We start from the raw sequence: 21,294 nt of genomic DNA on the forward strand, positions 1-21,294 counted from the left end.
CGCGTCCACGTCCTCCTCGACGGCACGCCCACCATCAGCGTCCTCGGGGCGGCGCCGCACGAGCTGTTCGGCACGCTCATCCTGGCCCCGCTCCCGCCCCCCCCGTCGTCCCGTGTGCCCCAGCCCCCCCGCCCCGCCTCGCCGTGATCCGGCAGCGCCGCGAGCTCGCGGCTCGCGGCTCGCGGCGCGCGGAACAGCCGTCCCCGGTACCGGTGTTGGTACCGCCGCCGGGCCGTGGACACGGAACCTTCACATCATGATCCGTATCCCGCGGACAACCCCGGTCGCCGTACCCGCGTCTTGATCGGCAACAGACCGCGGCGCCCCGGTCCTCCCGGACGGGGCGTTTCCCCGATTCCCTATACACGCCGTGTATACGCATCGTGTATACGTGTCGTGTGTAGAAAGGTATGCATGTACGGCAAGGCTTTCGCTCCTGAGTATCAGGGCGCTCTGACCACCCTGTCCGTGAATTCCTCCCTGACGGACGTGCTGGCGGAGGGCATCGACAAGCTCCGTGAGGCCGAGCGGTCGGGGCAGCCGGGCGAGGCCGCGCGCTGCGGGCTCGCGGTGGCCGAGGCGTACCGGCGTCTGGGCAGGGTGGGGGAGGCCGATGGGGCGTGGAAGGCGAGTTACCGTACCGCCCGCCGGGCCGGTGACACCGGGGCGATGGCGTGGGCCCTGTGGAGCGGCGGTACCCTCGCCCGCCAGCGGGGAGCGTTCCCGCTGGCCTGGCGGCTGCTCGGTCTCGCCGCCGAACTCGGCGAACGGGCGGGCGACGTCGTCTGCCGGGGCTATTCCCTGGCCGGGCTCGCGGAGACCGGCCGTATCCAGGGCGACTACGCGGCGGTCGGCCGTCTCCACGAGCAGCTGCTGGCCGAGGCCCGCAGGCGCGGTGAGGCCCGGCACACGGTCTGGGCCCTGGAGGGCATCGCCCAGATGCACCGCAACACCGGCGACTACGACCGCGCCTACGAACTGTTCGAAGAGGCCGCGGAGATAGCCGAACGCGCCGAGGACCGCCGCGGTCACGCCTGGGCCCTGCGCGGTCTCGCGGACATCCTCTCGGTCCGTGACCAGGACACCGGGAAAGCACTCGAACTCCTCTCCCGCGCGGAGGCGGGCTGCCGTGCGATGAACCTCTCCAGCGCGCTGGCCTACAACCACAAGATGCAGGGCAACGTCCTGTACCGGGCCGGGCGTCACGAACAGGCGCGGCAGATGTACGAGCTGGCGCTGAGCGGGTTCCGCGCGATGAGCGAGCCCCGCGGCGAGGCGCTCGCCCGTCTCGGTCTGGCCAAGGCGCACGCGCGGCTCGGCCGCTCCCACGACGAGACCATGGCCGAACTCACCGCACTGTCAAGCTCGTTGGAGGGCAGCGGCCTCAAACACGTACAACGGCTGGTGACCCGTGCCCAGGAGGAGTTCGCACGCGACGCGGAGGCCGTACGGTGACCGCGCCTCTTGCCCCGCCCGCGGCGCCCGAGGTCCTCGCCCGCTGCGCCGCGCTGGTACGCCCGGCTCTGCGCGAGGCGGTGGAGCGCCTGCATCCGTGGACGGCCGAGATGGCCGCGTACTCCTTCGGCTGGTGCGAGGTGGGCGGCGCACCCGCCACCGCGCCCGGCGGCAAGGGCGTGCGGCAGGCACTGGCGGTCCTCGGTGCCCGCGCGGCGGGCGCCGACGGCCGTGCCGGGATCCCGGCGGCGGTCGCCGTGGAACTGGTGCACACCTTCTCGCTCCTGCACGACGACATCATGGACGGCGACGCGACCCGGCGCCGCCGCCCCGCGGTGTGGAAGGCGTACGGTACCGGTCCCGCGGTCCTGGCCGGCGACGCCCTGTTCGCCCTGGCGGTGGAGACCCTCGCCGCCGTCCCCCACGGCACCCGCGCCGTGCGGCTCCTGTCCGCGGCCCTCACCGATCTGGTCCGCGGGCAGGCCGACGACCTGCTGTTCACCGGCCGCCCCCACACCGGCCCGGACCGGGTGACCGCCGAGGAGTACCGGGCGATGGCCGAGGCCAAGACCGGTGCCCTCCTGGGCTGTGCCTGCGCGCTGGGGGCGCTGCTCGGCGGCGCGGACGAGGAGGTCACCGGAGCGCTGGAGCGGGCCGGACGGCATCTCGGCATCGCCTTCCAGCTGGTCGACGACGTCCTGGGGATCTGGGGCGACCCGGCCGTCACCGGCAAACCGGCGGGTGGTGACCTGCGGGAGGGCAAGAAGACCTACCCGGTCCTGGCGGCCCTGGCCTCCCCGGCCGGCCGCGCCCTGCCCGGGCTCCTCGGCTCGCCGGAGCGGGTGCGGGAGGCCGCGGCGCTGATCGAGGCGGCCGGCGGCCGTGCGGGCCGTGCGGCGGCCCTGGCCGAGGCCCGCGTCCACACGGCCGCCGCCCGTACCCTCCTGGCCCGGGCACCGCTGGCCGCCGGCGCCGCAGCGGATCTGCTCACGCTGCTGGACCACCTGGTCGGCCGCGAGCTGTAGCCCCACCGGCACACCGCACCTGCCTGGAAGCCGGCGGCCCGTCCGCGCCGCGAGCCGCCCGCCGCAGTCACCACGTCAGCGGTTTGAGCGCGCGTACCACCGGCCGCCGTGGCGGGCCACATGAACGGGACGTCCGAAGCAGAGGGTCATGTTGTCCGGGGTGAGTACGCCGTCGACCGGTCCGGACGCCAGCTCGCGGCCCTCCTTGAGGAGGAAGGCGTGGGTGGTGCTGGGCGGGAGTTCCTCCACGTAGTGGGTGACCGTGATGGTGGCGAGGCCGGGCCGGCCGGCCGCGAGGCGCCGCAGTGCGTCCACGAGGTCCTCGCGGGAGGGGAGGTCGAGGGCGTTGAACGGCTCGTCGAGCAGGAGCAGCGCCGGATCGGCCATCAGCGCGCGGCAGATGAGGATCCGGGCCCGCTGGCCGCCCGAGCAGTCACCGAAGCGGCGGTCGGTGAACTCCTTGCACCCCAGCTCGGCCAGCAGGACGCGGGCGCGCTCGCGCACCGCGGCGCCGTACTCCCGCCACAGCGGCTGCACCGTCCCGGTCGCCCCGGTCAGGACGACGGTGTGGGCGGTGGCGTCCGGGGGGACCTTCTGCGCGGCGGACACCAGCCCGACGCGCGCCCGCAGTTCACGCATGTCGACGCGGCCGAGCCGCTCACCGAGGACCTCGACGCTGCCGAGCGTGGGATGCATGGCCGCCCCGGCCAGCCGCAGCAGGGTCGTCTTGCCGGCCCCGTTCGCCCCCAGCAACGCCCAGTGCTCACCGGAGCGTACGTTCCAGTCGATCCCGTCGAGGACGGTCTCCTGCCCGCTGGTACGCCGGTGGACGGCGACATTCCTCAGAGCGACGACGGCACGCGGATCCTGGGTCTCGGTCACCCCGGCACAGTAGTGGCCCGTACGCCGTCCGCACCGGCCACGCCCACAGAGCGGACAGGCCGGTGCACACCGCCGCTCACAGCACCGCACGCCTCTCACGCGCGGCGTCGGTGACCTGACGCCTTCCCAGGGGAGGCCGGTCGCGGCAGTTCTGCGGCTCCGACCGGTCCTCCCTCACGAGGAGCGGCCGGGGCATCCGCGCGTCCCCGGCCGCCTCCTGCGCGCGCGGAAGAACCCGCAGACCGCTCGGGGCGGGGGAGCCGTCACGGGCGGATGTACGGCAGGCGACTCCCGTGTCCGGCGGCGGGGCCGGGGAGGAACTGGTGCGCCCGCCCGGGGCCGCGGCCGGCCGGTGCAGAGCCCCCCGGCAAGACCTGTGGACCCCCGTGACCGCGTCCACGCGATGCACGCCGGCCTGCCCGCGTCGTAGGACACCTTCCCCCCCGGTCGGCGAAGTCCTCCCGCCCGCGCAGGGGCCGCCCGCCCGCTTCCGCGGCTCACAGGCCCGGAGCGCGTCGTCGGCCTCGGCCCGGCTCGTCGCGGACCCGCAGCGGCCCCGGCCCGACCCGGGGCAGCAACTCCCCGTGCCCTCGTGCCCGCGTGCCCCCGTGCCCCCGTACTCTCGTTCCGCGCCCGCGCTCACCTGCCCCGCCCCTCCACGCGAGCGTTTCCTTCGGCCCGGCGCCGCGTGCGGGACCGGAGATCACCCCGCTCCTGCGGCCGGCCCGGCCCGGCTCGGCTCGGCCTTTGCCGGGGTTCTCACCTGTGCCGCATCCACACGTTGGGCTCGGCATAGACGCCCTGACCGCTGTCCCTGTCGACACGCAGCAGGCTCAGCCCCCGCGGGATGACGTACTCGCCCGTCTCCGGGAAGACCATGCCCGTCCACTGCTCCCACTCGGGGATGGTGCCGGTCATCGTCTGCGAGGCCGGGGCGGCGGCGATGACGCGCGCGCCGAGGCGCTCGTGGGTGCGGATCCACGGGTCGAGCGAGGTGCCGTCCGGGCGGGTCCACCCCATGAACGACTCGATGGGCGTGAGCGGGTAGCGCGACTTCAGGGTCGGGCGGACCGGCGCGATCACCCGCGGCCGGCCCCGTTCCACGGCGAGCTGCCGTAGCGCGGTGAGCATCTGCCCGGCCAGGCCGCGGCCCTTGAGGACGGGCGTGATCACGGCGCCGCAGATCACCAGAGTGTCGGGCTCGGCACCCTGCTCGCGGTCGTCCACCGTGCGGATGATCGCGTCCGTGTAGCCCAGGGGCAGCGTCTGCGCGTTCCCGTCCCAGCGGATTGGTGTCCCCCACCCGGCGGCGACCGGCACGCCGCGCTCGTCGACGGCCACGAGGTTCAGATCGGCGAACCACTCCCGGACGCGGCCGATGTACCGCTTCACCAGCTGGTCCGCGCCGGTGAACTCCGGGAAGCCCTCGCCGAACAGCTCCTCCAGCTGCTCGTCGGGCCACTCGCGCGCGTCGAACCGCTCAATGATCAACTTCATGGGGCATGTGTGGCGCACTGTTTCCCGGGCGATCTCCCGGGCGGCACCACCCGCGCTCCACACCCCCCTTTTTTTTTGACCATCGCCCCCGCTCCCGCTCCCGTTCCCGCTGCCGCCGGGAAGACGCACCCGGCAGGAGACCGGCAGCGGGAACGGACCGCCCCCGCACGAGGACGGCCCGCCCGCGTGCGGGGCACCCGGGCCACCGCACGGACACCCCGGCCGCACCGGCACCCGCCGCAGGACCGGCCTCTGGGGGCGGTCCTGCGGCGGGTGGCCTTGCCGGGGTGCCGGGAGGCCGCCCCGGCGCGAGGACTTCACGACACGGTCTTCACGACACGGCCGGCGCGCCGGGGGAGGACCGCGGTCCCGCCCGGCGCGGCGGACCGGAGCGCGTGCTCAAGGGCGGCGCGTCAGCTCCCGGCTGGAGAGCACCGCCGTCAGGAGCGCCGTGTCGAAGGAGGATCCGACGGCCAGCTGGGCGGTGTTGCCGTAGGCGTTCAAAGCCTTCTTGGTCATGCGCAGTGCCAGCGCCGAACGGCGGACCAGGGGCTTGCTCCACTGTCTGACGGCCGAGTCGAGCTGGTCGACCGGCACGACCTTGTTCAGCAGGGACAGCTCCTGCGCCTTCGCGGCGTCGAAGGCGGCGCACGTCAGCAGCAGTTCGCGGACTTCCGGCTGCCCTCCTTCGCGCAGGAGGCGGGGGAGGATGCCGCCCCACGCGGGCGGGACGCCAAGCCCCAGCTCCGGCATGCGGAAGCGGCAGTTGTCCGCCCCCACCCTCAGATCGCAGAGCACCGCGAGCCCCAGTCCGGCACCGATCACCTGGCCGTGCAGCCGCGCGATGGTCACCAGCTCGGTTCCCCTGAGGGCGTCGCACAGGCGCTCCGCCTTGGTCAGGAGCGCGCTGAGCGCCTCGCCCGTCGGATCGTGTGCGAGAAGCGCCGAGAACTCGGTGCGGTCCCCTCCCACACTGAAGTCGTCCCCGGCACCGGCCAGTACCAGCACACGAATACCAGGATCGGCCTCCGCGTAGAAAAGCACGTCGAGGAGATCATCGAGGACCTGTCCCGATATCGCGTTGCCGGACTCGGGGATGTTCAGCTGAACGGTGAGGACGGAGGATTCGAGCGTGACGAGAAGCGTCTTGTAGCTGTTGATGTGTCTACTTCTTTCTTTCAGACTCTGCACATCGAGAAGGATCAGTCCTCAGCCGAGGGCCAACGGCAGTGACGTCATCCGGCGAAAGGCGATGCGCGGCTCCCACCGCGGGGGCGCACTGATGCGCGGCCGGGCATCCCGTTTCAGCAGCGAGTTGAGAAGAGCCGTCGCCTCCAGGCGGGCGAGGGCGTTTCCCAGGCAGTAGTGAATACCTCCGCCGAAGCTGAGATGAGCCTGCGCCCGGCGAATATCGAAAACGTGGGGGTCGGCGTACTGCTCCGGGTCGTGGTGAGCCGCGCCCGTCATGAGCTGGACCATTTCCCCTTCGCGCACGAGTACGCCGCCGACCTCGCAGTCCCTCGGTGCCACCCGGCTGATCATGTGTATCGGGGCATCGTATCGGAGCGTCTCCTCCACCGCGCCGGGCACGTCCTCGGGATGCTGACGCAGCCACTCCCATTCGCGGGGACGCTCGACCAGCAGGCGCACGCTCGCGGACAGCACGTGCGAGGTCGTCTCCAGAGCCGCGAGAATCATGAACAACGCAAGGGAATGAACGGCGGCGTCGGCCCGGGCACGATCGGGCTCGATACTGTCCCACGCCCGGAGCCAGGAAGAGATCGGGTCTTCCCCCGGACTGCTTCGGCGTTCTCGGATGATGTCGGTGAAGTACTGGCGCAGCTGGGCCGTGGCGGCATCGGAAAGAGCCAGCTGGCTTCGGGAGGGGAACAGTTCCTGTGTGTGGACCTGGTCATGGGTCAGCGTGCGCAGCAGCCCGTGATCCGCTTCGGGAAGCCCCATCCACTGCCCGATGGTGATGACCGGCAGTTCATCGGCGACGAGCGAGCAGAATTCCGCCGATCCCTCACGGGCTTCCTCGAAGAACCGGTCCGTCAGCCGCTCCGCTGTTTCCTCTATGAACGGCCGCAGCCTGGCCAGCGATTGACGGTCGAATATATTCCCGAGCGACTTCCGCGTCATCGTGTGATCAGGAGGATTCAGCATCGGAAGAGAGGCCGCCATCTGCCGCGAAGCAGGCGAACTCCAGCGCGCGGAGTCATCCTGGCTGAGACGCCAGTGCAGATCGGGAACTTGCCACGATCTGTCACGCAAGACCTGGTGGCAGAGCCGGTGAGAAGTCACCAGATAACCCCCCCAGGGCGCCGGAAACACTTCACCCAGATTCCTGAGCTCCTGATAGGCGGCCAGAGGATTTGCCTGCCCCCGGCCGGTACGCAGGCGGGAGAAGAGCGGGACGATTGTCTGCCGGCCGACGTTCGCGAGGGAAAGTGTTGACTCCACTATATGAAACTCTCTCGTGAGAATGCGTTCATGACCTGTCAGTTCTGTAAGATTTCATCAGCGCCCCGTGAAAATGCTCCCGGCAGGCGCCTGCCGGCGGGCGCCAGGACACGCCCGCGAAACCGGGCAGTCCCCTACGGACGGCGAAGGGCGAGAATCACAGGTGGGCGATCGAGCCGAAAAGATCCCCACCACGGATGCAAATCCATTCCTCAAGGCCCCGAAACGACCGTCGATCATGCGGGGGACCGGCCGTGACCTGCCCGGCAACCAGCGGCGCGGCAACGCGGAAATGCCGCTGCCGTCGAGCGACACCTCGTCCGCTCCGGTTTGGTTCTGTCATCTCATCTCATTCATCATTTCTCATCCGGCCTGCGGCAGCGCGGCGGCTTTTCGGCTCCTGCCGGTGCGGCGGTACGGATGGCGCGCTGCGCACTGATTTCCTGAAACCGGGGGCCTGGATTTATATATGTCCTCACCTGCTGGGCGAATAGCGGGGCACGGCTTCCAGGTCGACTCCGGAGCCACGTGACAACTCGACGTATTGTAGCGCTCACCCTGGGTAGTTAAACGGCCGGGGGAGAAGCGGGCCTCACAGATCGGACAAGTCTCGTATACGTGGCAGATTTCCCCGATGGCATGCCAGCACTAGCTGATGGGGGCGAAATGCTTGCATAGAGCATGGATTCCACTGCATCGATCCTCCTGGCGGCGACGTCGGTATATGACTTCTTCTCTCCGGCGACGGATAAACCAGGAGTTGGTCCCTAAAGCATGTGACGTGCGGCCACATCCTTACGAAACTTTGCCGGTGCCGACGGCACACAGACGCCCCCCGACGGCCCGCCCGCCACCCGACACGATCGCCCCGCAACCAGCGAACCCGGACCGGCCGGACCCCACGAAGCACGCCCTGTCCGACACCGCCCGCACACCGCCCGCCACGCCGACCAACCAGCGCCGCACCTGTGGGACCTGTGGGACCTGTGGGACCTGCGGGACCTGCGGGACCTGCGGGACCTGGGGGACCTGTGGGACCTGCGGGCCCTGGGGGCCCTGGGGGGCCTGGGCGGACCGATACGGACCGGACACCGACAAGGCCCACCAAGTGCCGCCACGGACACGACCGATGAAGAACTCCGCCCGGGCCACTGCGGACCACGACCCGCACGACTACCTGGCCACCCCGCCCAAGCCGAAGCACGAAGACGCCCACGCTCCGGCTCCCCGCACCTTTCACCGGCACGTCGGACCTGCAACACGGCCTGCCCACGGGGACTTGCGCGCCGGTGACCTCGAACTACGAGCACCGGGTGCGCGGCCGGTCTCAGCGGACAGGCCTGCCGGTACCGGGCGTGATCGTGGACGCGACCGCCGCCGAGGAGGGCAAGCCCAGTCCGCCCCTGTCTGCGAGCCGCTGAACAGCTCGACGCCCCGCCCGGAGCGCACTCCGGCCACAGGCCGGCATGACGGCGCGAAGCCTGAACACCACCGCCGCGGCCAAGAGCACGCACCACCACTTCGCCAGACCTCGCGACGCAGCCCCCCGCATCCCGGCCCCCCCGCATCCCGGCCTTCCCGTCCCGGCCTCACAGGAGCGCCGCGGCCTGCGCCGGTCCGGCAACGCCGCATGGTGCCTGGCCGACGGCGAAGCCCCCGCTGCCCACTACGGCATCGACGCCCTCGCCCCCCTCGCCGACCCCACCCAGACCTGCGACACCCTGGCCCCCCCACACGCCGCCGCACCCCACTCCCGTAGAGCGCCACGTGGCGCCCGAGCCGGGCGCGCTGCGTTCCTTGGACAGGACGGACAGGACGCGCAGTCGCCCCGCCACGGCGGCGAACCGGTGCTCCTGGTCCAGCCCACCACAGCCCTTCGCCGCAGCCGGGCAAGCCCCCGGCACCACGGCGGATGCGGATGGCGGCACTCCTCCACGAGGTCAGCGCACCGCCGTAGTCAGTGGTGGCCGACGGCCCTGACCCCCGCCGCCTGACCCCTCACCGAACCGGCGGCAGAACACCCCGTCCCCGGGCAGCGGCCGCGGCTGCCCGGGGACACTGCCCCGCCATGCCGCTTCGGCCACGACCGGATCCAACTACGCGTCGGTGACGGCCACCACCTCGGAACAGACGACCGCGTCCCGGCCCGTGACCCTCCACCGCTCCAGCTCCGTTCCGGCCTTGCCGGCCGCCCCCCGGTGCAGCCGCCGCGGCCGGCCCGCCTCGCGCTCCCAGCGCAGGACCTGCTCCCACCACCGGGTCACCACCGCGACACCCCCTTCGGCCGCCCCCCCGCCGATACCGCGCACCGCGCCCCCAGCCCACCGCCGCCGCGCCGCGACCACCCCCGGCACGCCGCGCAGACCGAGATGCTCCAGCCCGTGACCGGCGTCCGCGTCCGGCAGCTACCGCCCGCGCCGGACACACGCCCGCTCCCGCCGCAGTGCGCACCGCACCACCCGTACCGCCGTCCCCGTACACCGTGCCGCACACAGGCGCCGGCCGAACGCCGCCGCCGGGCGACCGCGCCGCCGATCCGTGACGCCGCCGGTGCCCCCTAGTAGTGCTTTGTTAGGTGGTCTTGTCGTGGTGGGTGGGTGGTAGTTCGCTGGCTGTATGAGGGCTGGGGAGCTTGCTGCGGTGCGGGGCCGGTTGGAGGAGTTCGCGGGGGAGGTGTTCGCTCCGTTGGTGCGTCGGGACCAGCGGGCGAAGGGTGCGTTATATCTGCGGGGGCTGCTGCTGGACGGCCGTAGGAAGTCGATGCAGCCGATGGCTGAACGGCTCGGTGTCGATCACCAGCAGTTGCAGCAGTTCATGACGACCTCGACGTGGCAGGTCAGGGATGTGCGGGCCCGGCTGGCGTGGCGGGCGGTGGCCGCTGTGCGGCCGCAGGTGTGGGTGGTGGACGACACCGGCTTCCCCAAGGACGGCCGTTCCTCGCCCGGGGTGGCCCGGCAGTAACTCAGGCACCCTGGGCAAGGTCGGCAACTGCCAGATCGGTGTCAGTGTCCACGCCGCCTCCGAGGAGGCTTCATGCCCGTTGTCCTGGCGTCTGTTCCTGCCCGCCGCCTGGGACGGCCCCGACGCCCAGGCCCGCAGGCGGGCCTGCGGGATCCCTGATGGTGAGGGGCACCGGCCCAAGTGGCGGCTCGCCCTGGACATGCTCGACGAGCTCGCCGGCTCTGGGCTGCGGCCCGCTGTCCTGGTCGCCGATGCCGGCTATGGCGCGAACGCCGACTTCCGCCGCGGCCTGGACGAACGCGGCCTGGCGTGGGTGCTGCAGGCCAAGGGCGAGATGACCGCCCACGGCCAGGACGCGGTGCCGCACCAGCCCGAATACGGTGGGCTCGGCCCCAGGCCGCTGCCCCGCTATCGCACCCGGCCCGTGTCATTGCGCGAACACGTGCTGGCCGCGGGTCGCGGCCGTGGGTGGACGGTGACCTGGCGCAAGGGATCGAAGGCGGCGATGAGCTCGCACTTCGTACTCCTGCGTGTCCGGCTCGCAGGCCGTCGTCCGAAACCGGCCGCCGACGGCACGATCCCCTTGTCCTGGCTGATCGCCCGGTGGCCCGAGGGCCAGCGTGAACCGGTGCAGTACTGGATCTCGAACCTGCCCGCCGATATCCCTGCCAGGGATCTGGTCCGGCTGGCGAGAGCCCGGTGGCGGATCGAGCACGACTACCGCGAGCTGAAAACAGCCCTGGGCCTGGACCACTTCGAAGGCCGTTCGTTCGCCGGCTGCGTGACCGTCGCCTCGTCCGCAGCGGTCAGGTGATCCTGTCCGACAAAGGCTTCGCCGGCCGGGAGTTCGAGGCATTCCTGACCGAGCGCCTGACCGAGCGCCTGGGCGTCCGTCTGATGCGGCCGGACCGGAAGGACGAGCCGGTCCGGCACGGCCGCCTGGCCCGCGTCCGCCAGTGGATCGAAGCGGTCTTCGACACACTCAAAGGCCAGCTCAGCCTGGAACAACACGGCGCCAGAACCCCGGCCGGAGTCTTCGCCCGCACCGGACAACGACTCCTCGCCCTGGCAGCCGGCATCTGGCACAACTGGACCACCGGCGCCAAGATCAAACGATCCCTGATCGCCTACGACCACTGAGAACATCGGACTCACTCATCTAGGCGGTGCCGCGACTCGACGCGCGCCGGCCGTTGACGCCGCGTCACCGATCCGCGTCACCGATCCGCGCTCCGCTACAGGTTGACCCCGCCGGTGACATCGATCTTCGTGCCGGTGATCCAGCGGGCGTCGTCGGAGGCCAGGAAGGCGACCGCGTCGGCGATGTCCGGGACCTGGCCGATCCGGCCGAGGGCGGTCAAGCTGATGTTGCGCTCCCGGTTCGCCGGATCGGCGTGCACGTCGGCGGTCATGTCGGTGTCGGTGAAGCCGACCGTGACGGAGTTGACGGTGATGCCGCGGGGACCGAGGTACTTCGCGAGAGTGTGGCTGAAGACGTCGAGTGCGCCCTTGGTGAGGGGATAGCCGATGCCGTGGGCCGAGGCGACCCGGGTGGAGACGGACGAGATGGCGATGATCCGGCCACCGTCGCGCAGCCGCGGCAGCAGCCGCTGTGTGAGGAAGAACGGCGCCTTGACGTTGACCGCGACCATCCGGTCGAACTCCTCGGGGGTGAGGACCTCGATCGGCCGCCCCATGAGGTTCAGCCCGGCGTTGTGGACCAGGATGTCGACCGCCTGCTCCCCGTACGCGCCCAGCCCGGCCTCCAGCCCGGTCACGAGCGTGTCCACGTCGCCGTCAACGCCCAGCTCGGCGCCGACGACGAAGGCCCGGCCGCCGGCCTCGGTAATGTCCGCGACGGTCTTCTTGGCCGCCTCCTCGTTCCTGCCGTAGTGCACGGCGACCAGGGCGCCGTCACGGGCCAGGCGTACGGCGATACCGCGCCCGATTCCCCGGCTGCCACCGGTGACCAGGGCGACCTTCCCGCTGAGATGTCCCATGCGTCCTCCCGAGTTAGGCCAACCTAACTCATACGAGAGGCGACGGCGACGAACCGGGGCGAGCCCCTTCAACCGGCCCCCGCCGTCGCCCCGTTCAACAGCCGTACAGCCGTACAGCCGGACGTCGACCGCGGCTCGGCGATAGCGAACAGCCTCGAACAGACCCTCTCCCGAAGAAGCCGAAACACCCCGCACGCCCACCGGCAGCCGCAAGCGCGACCAGCTCGCTGCTTGATGAACGGAACGAGCGGAGGACATCGCCGGCCTTTCTGGAAGTCCCCACTTGGGGAGAGATTACTGGTCGTGCTACCGAACTTGAATGAGTGCTGTTGGTTTGGCCGTCGTCTGGTCGTGGTCAACCGTCCAGGGTCAGGCTGGCCACGAGGTTGCCGTCTCTGCATACGTCACGGCAGCTAAGGACGAAGGCGTCGACGGCGTCGTCCCGTTGGGTGTGGGGTCGAGCGACACCGATCCGGCTGTGGCTGACGCCCGTAACGGGCCGGTAGACGATGTCCGGGCGCTGGTAGAAGCGGGCGGTCGCCTCGGGGGTGAGGCTGATGCCCTGGCCGTGGGCGATCGCGTTGAGCCATTCGTCGGGGTGGTGCGCGACCGCGCCGATGCGCACCGGGTGACCCTCGCGCTCGTCGGCCGCGAGCCAGTAGTCGCGCCACTTCCCCGAGTTGGCAGGAGTCGCCACGAACGGTTCGTCGTACAGATCCTGGAACGGGATTTGATCCTCCCCTGCGAGGTGATGCCCTGCTGGCAGAGCGATCCAGCGTGGCTCGGTCAGCAGCACTTCGACGTCGAAGTCGCTGTGCGCGGGCACTGGCAGGCGCAGCAGCGCCACGTCGACGTCGCCGGTGGCCAGCCCGGCGGTGGGGTCGGTCCATTCGGTCTGTCGCATTTGGACCCGCCAGCCGGGGCGCCGTCGGGCGAAGTCGGCGATGATCAGCTGGGTGTGCTCGTTGGCGGCGCTGGCCACGAAGCCGACCCGTAGCGTGCGTGCGGCCCGGGTCGTGACGGCCTGTGTGACGCGCAGCGCATTCTCCCAAGCGGTCAGCACGGCGCCGGCGTGGGCGGCCAGAGCCTCACCGGCCTCGGTGGGGGTCATTCCGGCGCGGGAACGGACGAACAGGCTCACTCCCAGCTGTGCTTCCAGCTGCCGTATCTGTTTCGTCAGCGCGGGCTGCGAGATGTAGAGACGCTGAGCGGCCCGCGTGAGGTTGCTTTCCTCGACCACCGTGGCGAAGTACCGCAACAAGCGGGTGTCGACATCCATGCCGCCAGGTTATGGAAGCAGGTATTGGACGACTACGGCGGGCTGGCGGGAGCGTTGATCACGTGACCGGGACGGCCCGGTACCGAACCTGCGGAGAGCATCCAGATGACAACGAGTGAAGCCGTGCCCGCCCCCAAGACCGAGGCCATCAACCACTTCTTCTCTGCCTACGCCGCCAACGACGTCACAGCGATGAGCGCGGTCCTGGCCCCCGACGTCGAGTGGACCATCCCGGGCCACCACCCGCTGTCGGGCACCAAGCACGGACTCGACGAAGTGGTCAGCTTCTTCGACCAGCTCGGCAAGGCGGGCTTCCAGGCCGAACCTGTATTTCTCGGCAGCAACGGCGAGTACGTCGTCGATATCCACCGCGGCTGGACGACTCAGGGTGTGGGCCACGTCGACACAATGTGGGCGCTGGTGTGGCACTTCGACGCCGACGGCCAGGTCGATCGAGTGGACAACCTCAGCGGCGACCAACACCAGATGGACACCTACGTCTGGGCCAACTTCCCGTTGGCCCCTCTTCCAGCCCGTCTCGCCGGGGGGCAGAAGAAATCGGCATGAAGATCCTCGTGATCGGGGCGACCGGCACCATCGGCCGTGCAGTCGCAGACGTGCTCGAGACCGAGCATGAGGTGATACGGGCTTCACGCAACGGCAGCACACGGGTTGACCTGGAAATACCCGCCTCCATCGACGTCCTTTTCGGCACCGTCGGCACAGTGGACGCGGTTATCTGCTGCGCGGCCAGCGGTCACCTGACCCCATTGGCATCACCTTCCGATGACGAGTTCACTCTCGGCCTGAAGGGCAAACTGCTGGGTCAGGTGGCGCTGCTCCGCCGGTCGGTGCAACACGTGAGGGACGGGGGGTCCATCACCCTCACCAGCGGTACCTTTCAGGAGTCCACGCCGGGCAGCTCGTTCGGCGCTCTTGTCAACGCCGGACTGGAGGCGTTCGTCCGGGCCGCGGCCATCGAGATGCCCCGCAGGCTGAGAGTGAACGTCGTCAGCCCAGGATGGGTGACGGAGACGCTCGAAAAGCTCGGTATGGACCCCAGGGGAGGCACACCGGTGAGAGACGTCACCCACGCCTACATCGATGTAGTCATAGGACAGATGCAGGGACAGACCTTGACGCCTTCGCCCCGCTGACCGGCCGGAATGTCGGCGCACAAGCCGGACATCGCTGCGGAACCGGCTGGCTCGGGTCAGGCGTCCATGGTGAGGCCGATGCCCGCCAGCAGCCGACCACCGAGCTGTGTACGAGCACGGACGACCAGGCCGCGATAGTCCTTCCAGCCGAAGCCCTTCGGCCCTTCCTCGCGGCTCCGTATTCGCGGATTGCGCAGCTCAGATGGGACCGCTCACCGGTCTTACCCGCATCCGCACCTCCCGCTTCCACCACTCGTAGTTCAGAGAACCGGAGTCAGCGGCCTGGGCGACGAAGACACACCCGGAGCAGGCCCGCGTCATCGGGGCCGCCAACACATCAGCGGGCCGCACGGTCGCCCGGACACCGCACATCCTTCCGCCCGGGGCGATGCCGCCGCCGAACCCTCCGATACCGGCATGGCCACCCGCGTCCGCGCCCTCCTGGCCAGTGCCGCAACCCGCCGAACACGCACCGGCGTGTGGCGACGATGGCCGTCGTACTTCCGCGTATGAGCAGGTCAGACGTCGTCTATAGTCACGGCTGCACATGATGTGGCACAAAAGGCGGAACCGTGGGATCAAGCAAGACAAGATGGCCGGCGGTGCTGGGCGCTGCGGGAGCGGCTCTGGCACTGACCGCCTGCGGGGGCGAGGCGGGCGGCGCGGCCCCCGACCCGCAGAGCACGGACGGCGCCCTGCTGTCGCAGTCCTTCCAACTGTTCGAACAGGCACCGTCGGTACGGGTCACGGCCCGGGCCGCGGTGGCGATGGGCGCCCGCGTCGAGATCACCACCGACCGGCGCAAGAACTGCCTCGCCGACGCCCAGAACGGGTTCTTCCAGGTAGCCGTCGAGCACGGCGGCCGTACCTGGATACGGTGGAGCGACGACGTCCTGGACCCGGCCCGTGCCGTCAGCGCGCGGCAGACCGAGCTGTCCAAGGGGCTGCGGGGGAAGTGGCTCGAGCTGAGCGATGACGGCAGGATCCGCAAGAGCATGGTCGACCTGTGCGCCCTGGCCGCCGTGCACACCATCGCCGGGCAACTGTCACAGCCGGGGCAGCGCGCGGTCAGAGAGGCCGAGGCCAGCGACGAGAACGGCGAACGCCTCGCCCCGCTGCGCCACGGCGAGAAGGGCAACTCGGTGACCGCGTACGTCAAGACCGACGGCAAGCCCTATCCGCGCAAGATCGTGGTGGACATGCCTACGTTCGCGCCCGAGCCGGTCGACTTCCTGCTCGACGCGTACGGCGATCCGGTCCCGGTGAAAGCACCGGAGACGTCGAGGACCGTACGGTCGGAGCACCTTGAAGCCCTGGCCGAGAAAGAACTGGCGGCCGGACTGCCCAGCGACTGAACCCTGGCCGGCCGCGCGGCCGCCGAAGCGCCGGCCGCGAAGCCCAGCAGACGTATCGGCATCACACGCCGCCGGTAGCGGACGGGCTCGGGGCCAGGGCGGCTGCCGGCGGTGGGGAGGCCGGTCGGATGAACGCCGCCGGCGAGGACCTGCTGCGCGGCCGGGTGCACGGCACCGGCCACGACGTCCCCCGCCCCGGCCCGCTGCCGCACGAGCCGTACGCCGCGCTGGTCGGCCTGTTCGCCGTCACCAGGGTCGGGTATTTCAGCTCGGCGAGGCTGTCCGGCGAAGGCAAGGAGGGCAAGGAGGGCAAGGGCCGGCTATGTCCGGTCCATGTCCAGCTTGAGGAGGTTGGCTCCGCAGCCGACCGCGCGCAGCCGCACGTTGTCGAGGACGCGGTAGGTCCGGTTGAGCCGACCGCCGGTGGTGGTCTCGGCGAGGATCTTGTGGCTGCGGAGGTCCCTGAGGGCCTTCTCCACGGTGGACACGCCCAGGCCCAGCGCGTTGGCGAAGTCGCGCTGGGTGGGGCCGATGACGAGGTTCGGGTCGAGGGCGCCTATGACGATCTCGGCGCCGCGGTCCTGCTGGTAGGTAAGGTGGTCCAGGAGCCGGGCGACGCGGTGGATGGGCTTGGTGACGTCGGTGCCGTAGAGGTTCTCGAAGTCCTGGACGTAGTTCATGAGCCGCTGGTGGATCATGCGGACGACCGGCAGGTTGCGGACCGCGATGGAGCGCAGGGCGCCGCGCGGGATGCGGACGGTGCGGGTCGCGGAGAGGAACTGGACCTGCTCCAACCGGTTGACGGAGGGCACGTCGGTGAACAGGTCGAGGTTGCCCAGTGTGTAGTTGCCGCCCCAGATGCGTCCGTCGACGAGGACGGTGCCGAACAGCACGAACTCGATGTGCTGGGAGCTCAGCGGTTCGGGCTTGGTGGAGCGCTGGTGCCGGACGAGGAAGCTGAAGCGGGCCAGTTCGTCGGCGATGTCCTGGGTGAGGCCCTGCTGCAGGTAGTAGTGGTTCAGCACGCGCGCGCCGGTGCCGTTGCGGGGCTCCACGCTGGTGCTGCTCGGCGACTCGAACGTGCTGGGCGGGCGTGCGGCGCGCAGCTGCCGCACGGTGACGGCGTTGTCGATCTGGTCCTCGCGGTGGGAGTTGGCGCCGCTCACCGCGCCTGCTTCCGCATGGGCGGTACGTCCGCCGGCTTCTCGGGGTGCGACTCGCCCGTCGTCGTCACTGGGGGCGTCGTCTTCGGGTACGCGAGCCGCTCGGCGGCGACGGCCTGGACGGCGACGGACCGTGTCGCCGGTTCGCTCATGGCCCGGACGACGGGCGTCAGCGAGCCGATGAGGGTGCCGATGCCCACGAGGACGGCGACCGCGCGGGCCGGCCGTGACTTGAGCCGGTCGACGACGTAGGCGGTGGTCCCGAAGACGATCAGGTAGATCGCGACGATGACGACGAGGCGCACGAGGCGCACGAGGATCTGGTCGGCCTCGGGCTCGGGCTGGGACTCCATCAGCAGCCGGGTGATGGGCGCCAGGGCCGCGATGAGGGTGGCGATCGCGGAGACGATCGCGGCGACGCGGACCGGCGTGGACTCGAAGCGCCGGACGACGAAAACGATCGTCCCGAAAACGATGAGGAAGATCGCCAGAAGAGCGATCAGCGGGGCCGTGGTGGACACGAGCAGAACTCCCGGGTGCCGGACGGATGACGCAGGGGTTGCGGCTGCTGCTCGGTTCCCTCCGGTGGCGAGCCGGAGGGACGACGAGCCCGGCACATGTGCCGGAACCGCTGGACTGTTCTTCGCTCACTTGCAGCCGGGCTCCGACACCACACGGGCGCCCTCGACCGGTTGTCGCACGATACCCGTCCGCTGGGAGGGACCCAACTATGGCTTAGCGAGAAGGATTTGAGTCGCTGATACCGGATCAGACGCGGACATCGGCCTACCTTTCATCAGGTATCGCACCGCCGAAAAACCCCTACGTATACGGCTCCCGGCGCGTAGACCCCGAGAATCCCTCGCGATAAGGCATAAGGAGCCGGGAACTTCGGTTACATATTCCGTGCTGGACAACGGGCCCTGGACTGGCCTTCGCTCAGCGCCATCGGGCCTCAACTCGAAGGGTTGGCCCCCTTCGATGGCCCGATGCAGATCGTCAACGAGGCCCCGCCGTCGGCGGGGCCTCGGGTGTTTCCGCAGCTCAAACGACAGGGGCGGCCACGGATTTCGTAGCCGCCTCTTTGGTGCCTGTCTTGATGATCTGTCCTGATCTGAGCGGTCGCTCAGATGCGGCCGAAGACGCTCGCGCGTTTCGCATACTTGCGCAAAAAGGGATCAAATGCGTTCGGGTCTTGGATTGCAAAAGTCGCTACGCGCTGTAAGATGCCGGACCCCTTCGCCACGTGCGGCAAATCGCCTCCATACTCACCAGTAACCAAATGTGTTGCTGAAAAGCCAGGTTACGCAGCCATGTGATCGCTTATGCCGGTTCTGTGAGGCGACCACGCTACGTACACGTTCAGAGAGCACGAAGCACCTCACCGGCCGACAAGCGGAGGCCGAAGACCAGCGAGGAGCCTCTCTTCGAGCTCGACGACGCCACCCTGCCCCAGGCTCGCCCTGCCAAGGAGACCCGGGATTACGAGCGGTACGCCGGACACCGCCCCCGGGAAGGAACCCGCGACGCGATCGGCGGCACGTTCCCGTCCTGACAGGGGGAGCACCTGCTCGAAGCCGTCTCCAGCCGCTCGCGGCTCGCCGCCGCAGTCTGGACGAACACTCCGCCCCGATTCCAGCGCGACGGGCCCTGGTACGAGATCGGCGCCGACGCCCGAACCGCCGCCGGCGCCACCTCGACCCCCGGCCGTCGACGATTCAGGCCGCCTGCGAGCCTGACTGGTCAATCACCATGCTCAACTTCCGCCCAGAACACCCACCTCCGCCTGACGATCTACCAGCCGCTCCATGATCGTTGGGCTCATGCCGCTCCCAGGGGGTGGAGGGGAGGAACGACTGTGAATGCCGCCAAGGCTCGCAGATGCACAACCGCCGCGCCCACCACGCTCCTCTTCGTCGGTACCGGGGGAATGGGTACGGCTTTCACCGAAGAGAACACCTCGGTGTCGGACACCTCGCCGGAGGCCGATGCCGACCTGGACGGGAACCCGATCCCTCAGACACCGGCCGACACCGACGCGGTGGATCCGGGCGGGGACTCGGACAACGCCAACCCCCCGATGAAGCCGGACGGCCGCCCACCCGACGCGGGTTTCTCCTTCTCCAGCACCAAGGGGACATTCGCCGGTGACAAGAGCAAGCCCGTCCACGGGACCGCCGAACTCCCGGCGACCTCGCCCTGCACCGCCCACTCGTAGGTTGAGGACGCTCTGATGAAGACTTCTTTGCCGGCCGTCGGTGTGGCGGCCCTGGCACTCCTGACGGCCTGTTCCGGCGGAGGCCACCCTCAAGGCACCGCCTCTCACAGGGCGACGACAAAGACGGGTGCGGTCCAGACTCCCGCACAGCCCCCGACGTCGCCCGACCGCCTTCCCGACCCGGTCCAGTCCCCGGTCCCGGCCGGGTCGAAGACCCTGTACACCGGGTCGGGGCACGGCACGGGCGCTGTCACCCTTCCCGCATCAGCGGGGAAAGCCTCGTCCTTCAAGGTGATGTGGACATGCGCCGACTCCTCCAGGCTCGGCATCACTGCCGCCGGAGGAACCCTCGCCGGCTCCCAGTGCGCTGACGGGAGCGGGGTGTTCACCGCCGAGATACCGCACGCCAGCCTGCACGAACTGGCGTGGAAGTTCACAGCGGCCAGTTCGGTGATCTGGCGCATCGTCGTCATACAGCCGCCCGAGAACTAGCGCCAAGGCCGCGCAATTCGCGGTTGGGGCACGTCATCAAGAGCCCGCGAACAACGCGGAGGGCGACACAGCTACACGCTGCCTGGGGCGCCCTCCGCGGCGCAGGAGCCATTGTCCGGACGGCCTCTTTTGCCCCCCCGGGGACCGGGGCGAGCCCTAGACCTCGTCGCGACGCAAGATCCCGAAGGTGCTGCAATGACGAGGACCCGCCGAGGAGCTAGAGGGCCGGGAGCCGAAGGCTAGGCGTTGCTGACCAAGACGTTGCTGCCCCACGTCGATGTTGACCTTCGAGTTGGCTGAAGCTCAATGATGGCAAGGTGCCAACCTCTGAAGCCTGGGCGGAGCCGGCGGCCCTATGCCGTCGACCACGCGGCTGATCCGATCCCAGCCTCCGAACCACCGCCACAGCCCACACCACCACCGGCACAGCAACCCGACACCGCGGCAGCCTGCACGCTTTCACCAACTCCCATACCTAAAACGCATAACCAGGTCTTCTACGATGACCCCATGAAGATGACGCTCGGCGAACGCGTACGAGCAGCCACAGCCGCGCTCATGCACATCACAGGAGAATCCCAGACGGACCTCGCCACCGCCCTGGGCGTCAGCCAGACCCAGATCAGCCGCCGCCAGTCCGGCAACGCCGCATGGAGCCTGACCGACTGCGAAGCCCTCGCCGCCCACTACGGCATCGACGTCCTCGACCTCCTCGCCGGCCCCACCCAGGCCTGCGACACCCTGGCCCCCACACGCCGCCGCACCCCACGCCCCACACCCCACCCCACCATCCCCACCCAGGGAACACCACAATGACCGACTTCGACGCCATCGACGCACTCCTCGCCGCCGCCCACACCCCGGCCGACCTGCCCCCCACCGAACAGCGCCGCGCCCTGCGCCAAGCCCTCAACCTCACCCGCACCCAGGTAGCCCAGACACTGGGAGTGAGCCCCTCCACCATCGGCGGCTGGGAAACCGGACGCGACCCCAGCGGCGAAACCCGCGAAAAGTACGCCTACTTCCTCACCGCCGCCCAGGAAAAACTACGCACCCAGAACGAAACACCAGCCCACCCCGAGACCGCCCCCACCACCGAACCCCCCACCCCCCCAACGGACAAAGACACCCCCCTGCCCACCCCCCACCCCTGCATCCTGTGCGGAGCACCCGCCACCGACCAGGTCGAGGGCTACCCCCAGCACCTGAACCCCGAAGACTGCACCCACCCCACCCCACCCCACCCCGAACAAGCCCCCAAAGAGGGGGGGGGGGGGGGGGGAGGGGGGGGGGGGGGAGGGGGGGGGGGGGGGGGGGGGGGGGGGGGGGGGGGGGGGGGGGGGGGGG

General features: G+C 70.1%; 19 protein-coding genes and 2 pseudogenes. 11 read left to right on the plus strand and 10 right to left on the minus strand.

The features are described 5' to 3' along the window. Positions 1–414: 414 nt before the first annotated feature. Positions 415–1,455: a tetratricopeptide repeat protein gene (locus ACLF5H_RS28285; RefSeq protein WP_421678825.1), complete on the plus strand. Its 1,041-nt coding sequence runs from the start codon at positions 415–417 to the stop codon at positions 1,453–1,455. After that, positions 1,452–2,480, plus strand: a complete 1,029-nt coding sequence (locus ACLF5H_RS28290) for a polyprenyl synthetase family protein (protein WP_421678826.1) — start codon at positions 1,452–1,454, stop codon at positions 2,478–2,480. Before ACLF5H_RS28285 ends, ACLF5H_RS28290 begins: the two co-directional genes overlap by 4 nt. Before the next feature lie 75 nt (positions 2,481–2,555). Here ACLF5H_RS28290 and ACLF5H_RS28295 read toward each other — a convergent pair whose 3' ends face one another. From ACLF5H_RS28295 to ACLF5H_RS28310, 4 genes are all read right to left on the minus strand, one after another. Then, positions 2,556–3,362: an ABC transporter ATP-binding protein gene (locus ACLF5H_RS28295; protein WP_421678827.1), complete on the minus strand. Its 807-nt coding sequence runs from the start codon at positions 3,360–3,362 to the stop codon at positions 2,556–2,558. Between the two features lie 759 nt (positions 3,363–4,121). Beyond that, positions 4,122–4,859: a hypothetical protein gene (locus ACLF5H_RS28300; protein WP_421678828.1), complete on the minus strand. Its 738-nt coding sequence runs from the start codon at positions 4,857–4,859 to the stop codon at positions 4,122–4,124. A gap of 399 nt (positions 4,860–5,258) precedes the next feature. Next, positions 5,259–6,050 carry an enoyl-CoA hydratase/isomerase family protein gene (locus tag ACLF5H_RS28305; protein ID WP_421678829.1) on the minus strand — a complete coding sequence of 264 codons (792 nt, stop codon included), beginning with the start codon at positions 6,048–6,050 and terminating at the stop codon, positions 5,259–5,261. 18 nt (positions 6,051–6,068) lie between these two features. Next, a complete protein-coding gene (locus ACLF5H_RS28310; RefSeq protein ID WP_421678830.1) occupies positions 6,069–7,322 on the minus strand; it encodes a cytochrome P450 in 1,254 nt (417 codons plus the stop codon). 163 nt (positions 7,323–7,485) lie between these two features. On the opposite strand from ACLF5H_RS28310, the gene ACLF5H_RS28315 reads away from it, so the two are divergent. Continuing rightward, positions 7,486–7,761, plus strand: coding sequence for a hypothetical protein (locus ACLF5H_RS28315; RefSeq protein WP_421678831.1), 276 nt, complete (start codon positions 7,486–7,488; stop codon positions 7,759–7,761). A 1,657-nt stretch (positions 7,762–9,418) separates the two neighbouring features. Here the strand turns inward: ACLF5H_RS28315 and ACLF5H_RS28320 are convergent. Continuing rightward, on the minus strand, positions 9,419–9,589 hold the full coding sequence (locus ACLF5H_RS28320; protein WP_421678832.1) for a hypothetical protein: 171 nt from the start codon (positions 9,587–9,589) through the stop codon (positions 9,419–9,421). Positions 9,590–9,938: 349 nt separating this feature from the next. Here ACLF5H_RS28320 and ACLF5H_RS28325 point away from each other — a divergent pair. Further along, positions 9,939–11,097, plus strand: a pseudogene (locus tag ACLF5H_RS28325) (IS701 family transposase). Next, positions 11,067–11,423, plus strand: a pseudogene (locus ACLF5H_RS28330) (IS982 family transposase); the annotation flags it as partial. The pseudogenes ACLF5H_RS28325 and ACLF5H_RS28330, both read left to right, overlap by 31 nt. Before the next feature lie 95 nt (positions 11,424–11,518). Here the strand turns inward: ACLF5H_RS28330 and ACLF5H_RS28335 are convergent. Both ACLF5H_RS28335 and ACLF5H_RS28340 read right to left on the minus strand, forming a co-directional pair. Continuing rightward, on the minus strand, positions 11,519–12,283 hold the full coding sequence (locus ACLF5H_RS28335) for an SDR family oxidoreductase (protein ID WP_421678833.1): 765 nt from the start codon (positions 12,281–12,283) through the stop codon (positions 11,519–11,521). 355 nt (positions 12,284–12,638) lie between these two features. Next, the gene (locus ACLF5H_RS28340; RefSeq protein WP_421678834.1) at positions 12,639–13,562 is read right to left on the minus strand and encodes a LysR family transcriptional regulator; all 924 of its coding nucleotides are present in this window, start codon (positions 13,560–13,562) and stop codon (positions 12,639–12,641) included. 105 nt (positions 13,563–13,667) lie between these two features. Here ACLF5H_RS28340 and ACLF5H_RS28345 point away from each other — a divergent pair, with 105 nt between their 5' ends. From ACLF5H_RS28345 to ACLF5H_RS28355, 3 genes are all read left to right on the plus strand, one after another. Further along, positions 13,668–14,129 (plus strand): nuclear transport factor 2 family protein, encoded by a 462-nt coding sequence (locus tag ACLF5H_RS28345; RefSeq protein WP_421678835.1) that lies wholly within the window; start codon positions 13,668–13,670, stop codon positions 14,127–14,129. Further along, positions 14,126–14,719 (plus strand): short chain dehydrogenase, encoded by a 594-nt coding sequence (locus ACLF5H_RS28350; RefSeq protein WP_421678836.1) that lies wholly within the window; start codon positions 14,126–14,128, stop codon positions 14,717–14,719. Before ACLF5H_RS28345 ends, ACLF5H_RS28350 begins: the two co-directional genes overlap by 4 nt. Before the next feature lie 602 nt (positions 14,720–15,321). After that, entirely contained in the window at positions 15,322–16,074 is a 753-nt protein-coding gene (locus tag ACLF5H_RS28355; RefSeq protein ID WP_421678837.1) for a hypothetical protein, read from the plus strand. A 320-nt stretch (positions 16,075–16,394) separates the two neighbouring features. Here the strand turns inward: ACLF5H_RS28355 and ACLF5H_RS28360 are convergent, their stop codons facing one another. Both ACLF5H_RS28360 and ACLF5H_RS28365 read right to left on the minus strand, forming a co-directional pair. Next, the gene (locus ACLF5H_RS28360) at positions 16,395–17,240 is read right to left on the minus strand and encodes a helix-turn-helix domain-containing protein (RefSeq protein WP_421678838.1); all 846 of its coding nucleotides are present in this window, start codon (positions 17,238–17,240) and stop codon (positions 16,395–16,397) included. After that, entirely contained in the window at positions 17,237–17,758 is a 522-nt protein-coding gene (locus tag ACLF5H_RS28365; protein ID WP_421678839.1) for a hypothetical protein, read from the minus strand. Before ACLF5H_RS28365 ends, ACLF5H_RS28360 begins: the two co-directional genes overlap by 4 nt. A gap of 1,409 nt (positions 17,759–19,167) precedes the next feature. On the opposite strand from ACLF5H_RS28365, the gene ACLF5H_RS28370 reads away from it, so the two are divergent. Next, a complete protein-coding gene (locus ACLF5H_RS28370) occupies positions 19,168–19,455 on the plus strand; it encodes a hypothetical protein (RefSeq protein ID WP_421678840.1) in 288 nt (95 codons plus the stop codon). 104 nt (positions 19,456–19,559) lie between these two features. On the opposite strand, the gene ACLF5H_RS28375 is transcribed toward ACLF5H_RS28370, so the two are convergent. Next, complete coding sequence (locus tag ACLF5H_RS28375) at positions 19,560–19,928, minus strand: hypothetical protein (protein ID WP_421678841.1); 369 nt, start codon at positions 19,926–19,928, stop codon at positions 19,560–19,562. Between the two features lie 529 nt (positions 19,929–20,457). Here ACLF5H_RS28375 and ACLF5H_RS28380 point away from each other — a divergent pair. Both ACLF5H_RS28380 and ACLF5H_RS28385 read left to right on the plus strand, forming a co-directional pair. Next, the gene (locus tag ACLF5H_RS28380; RefSeq protein ID WP_421678842.1) at positions 20,458–20,763 is read left to right on the plus strand and encodes a helix-turn-helix transcriptional regulator; all 306 of its coding nucleotides are present in this window, start codon (positions 20,458–20,460) and stop codon (positions 20,761–20,763) included. Then, positions 20,760–21,294, plus strand: a 535-nt coding sequence (locus ACLF5H_RS28385; RefSeq protein WP_421678843.1) for a helix-turn-helix domain-containing protein, incomplete at its 3' end; no start/stop codon positions are given. The genes ACLF5H_RS28380 and ACLF5H_RS28385, both read left to right, overlap by 4 nt.

It is taken from the genome of Streptomyces sp. LaBMicrA B280, from assembly GCF_049222185.1.
GTDB lineage: Bacteria > Actinomycetota > Actinomycetes > Streptomycetales > Streptomycetaceae > Streptomyces > Streptomyces murinus.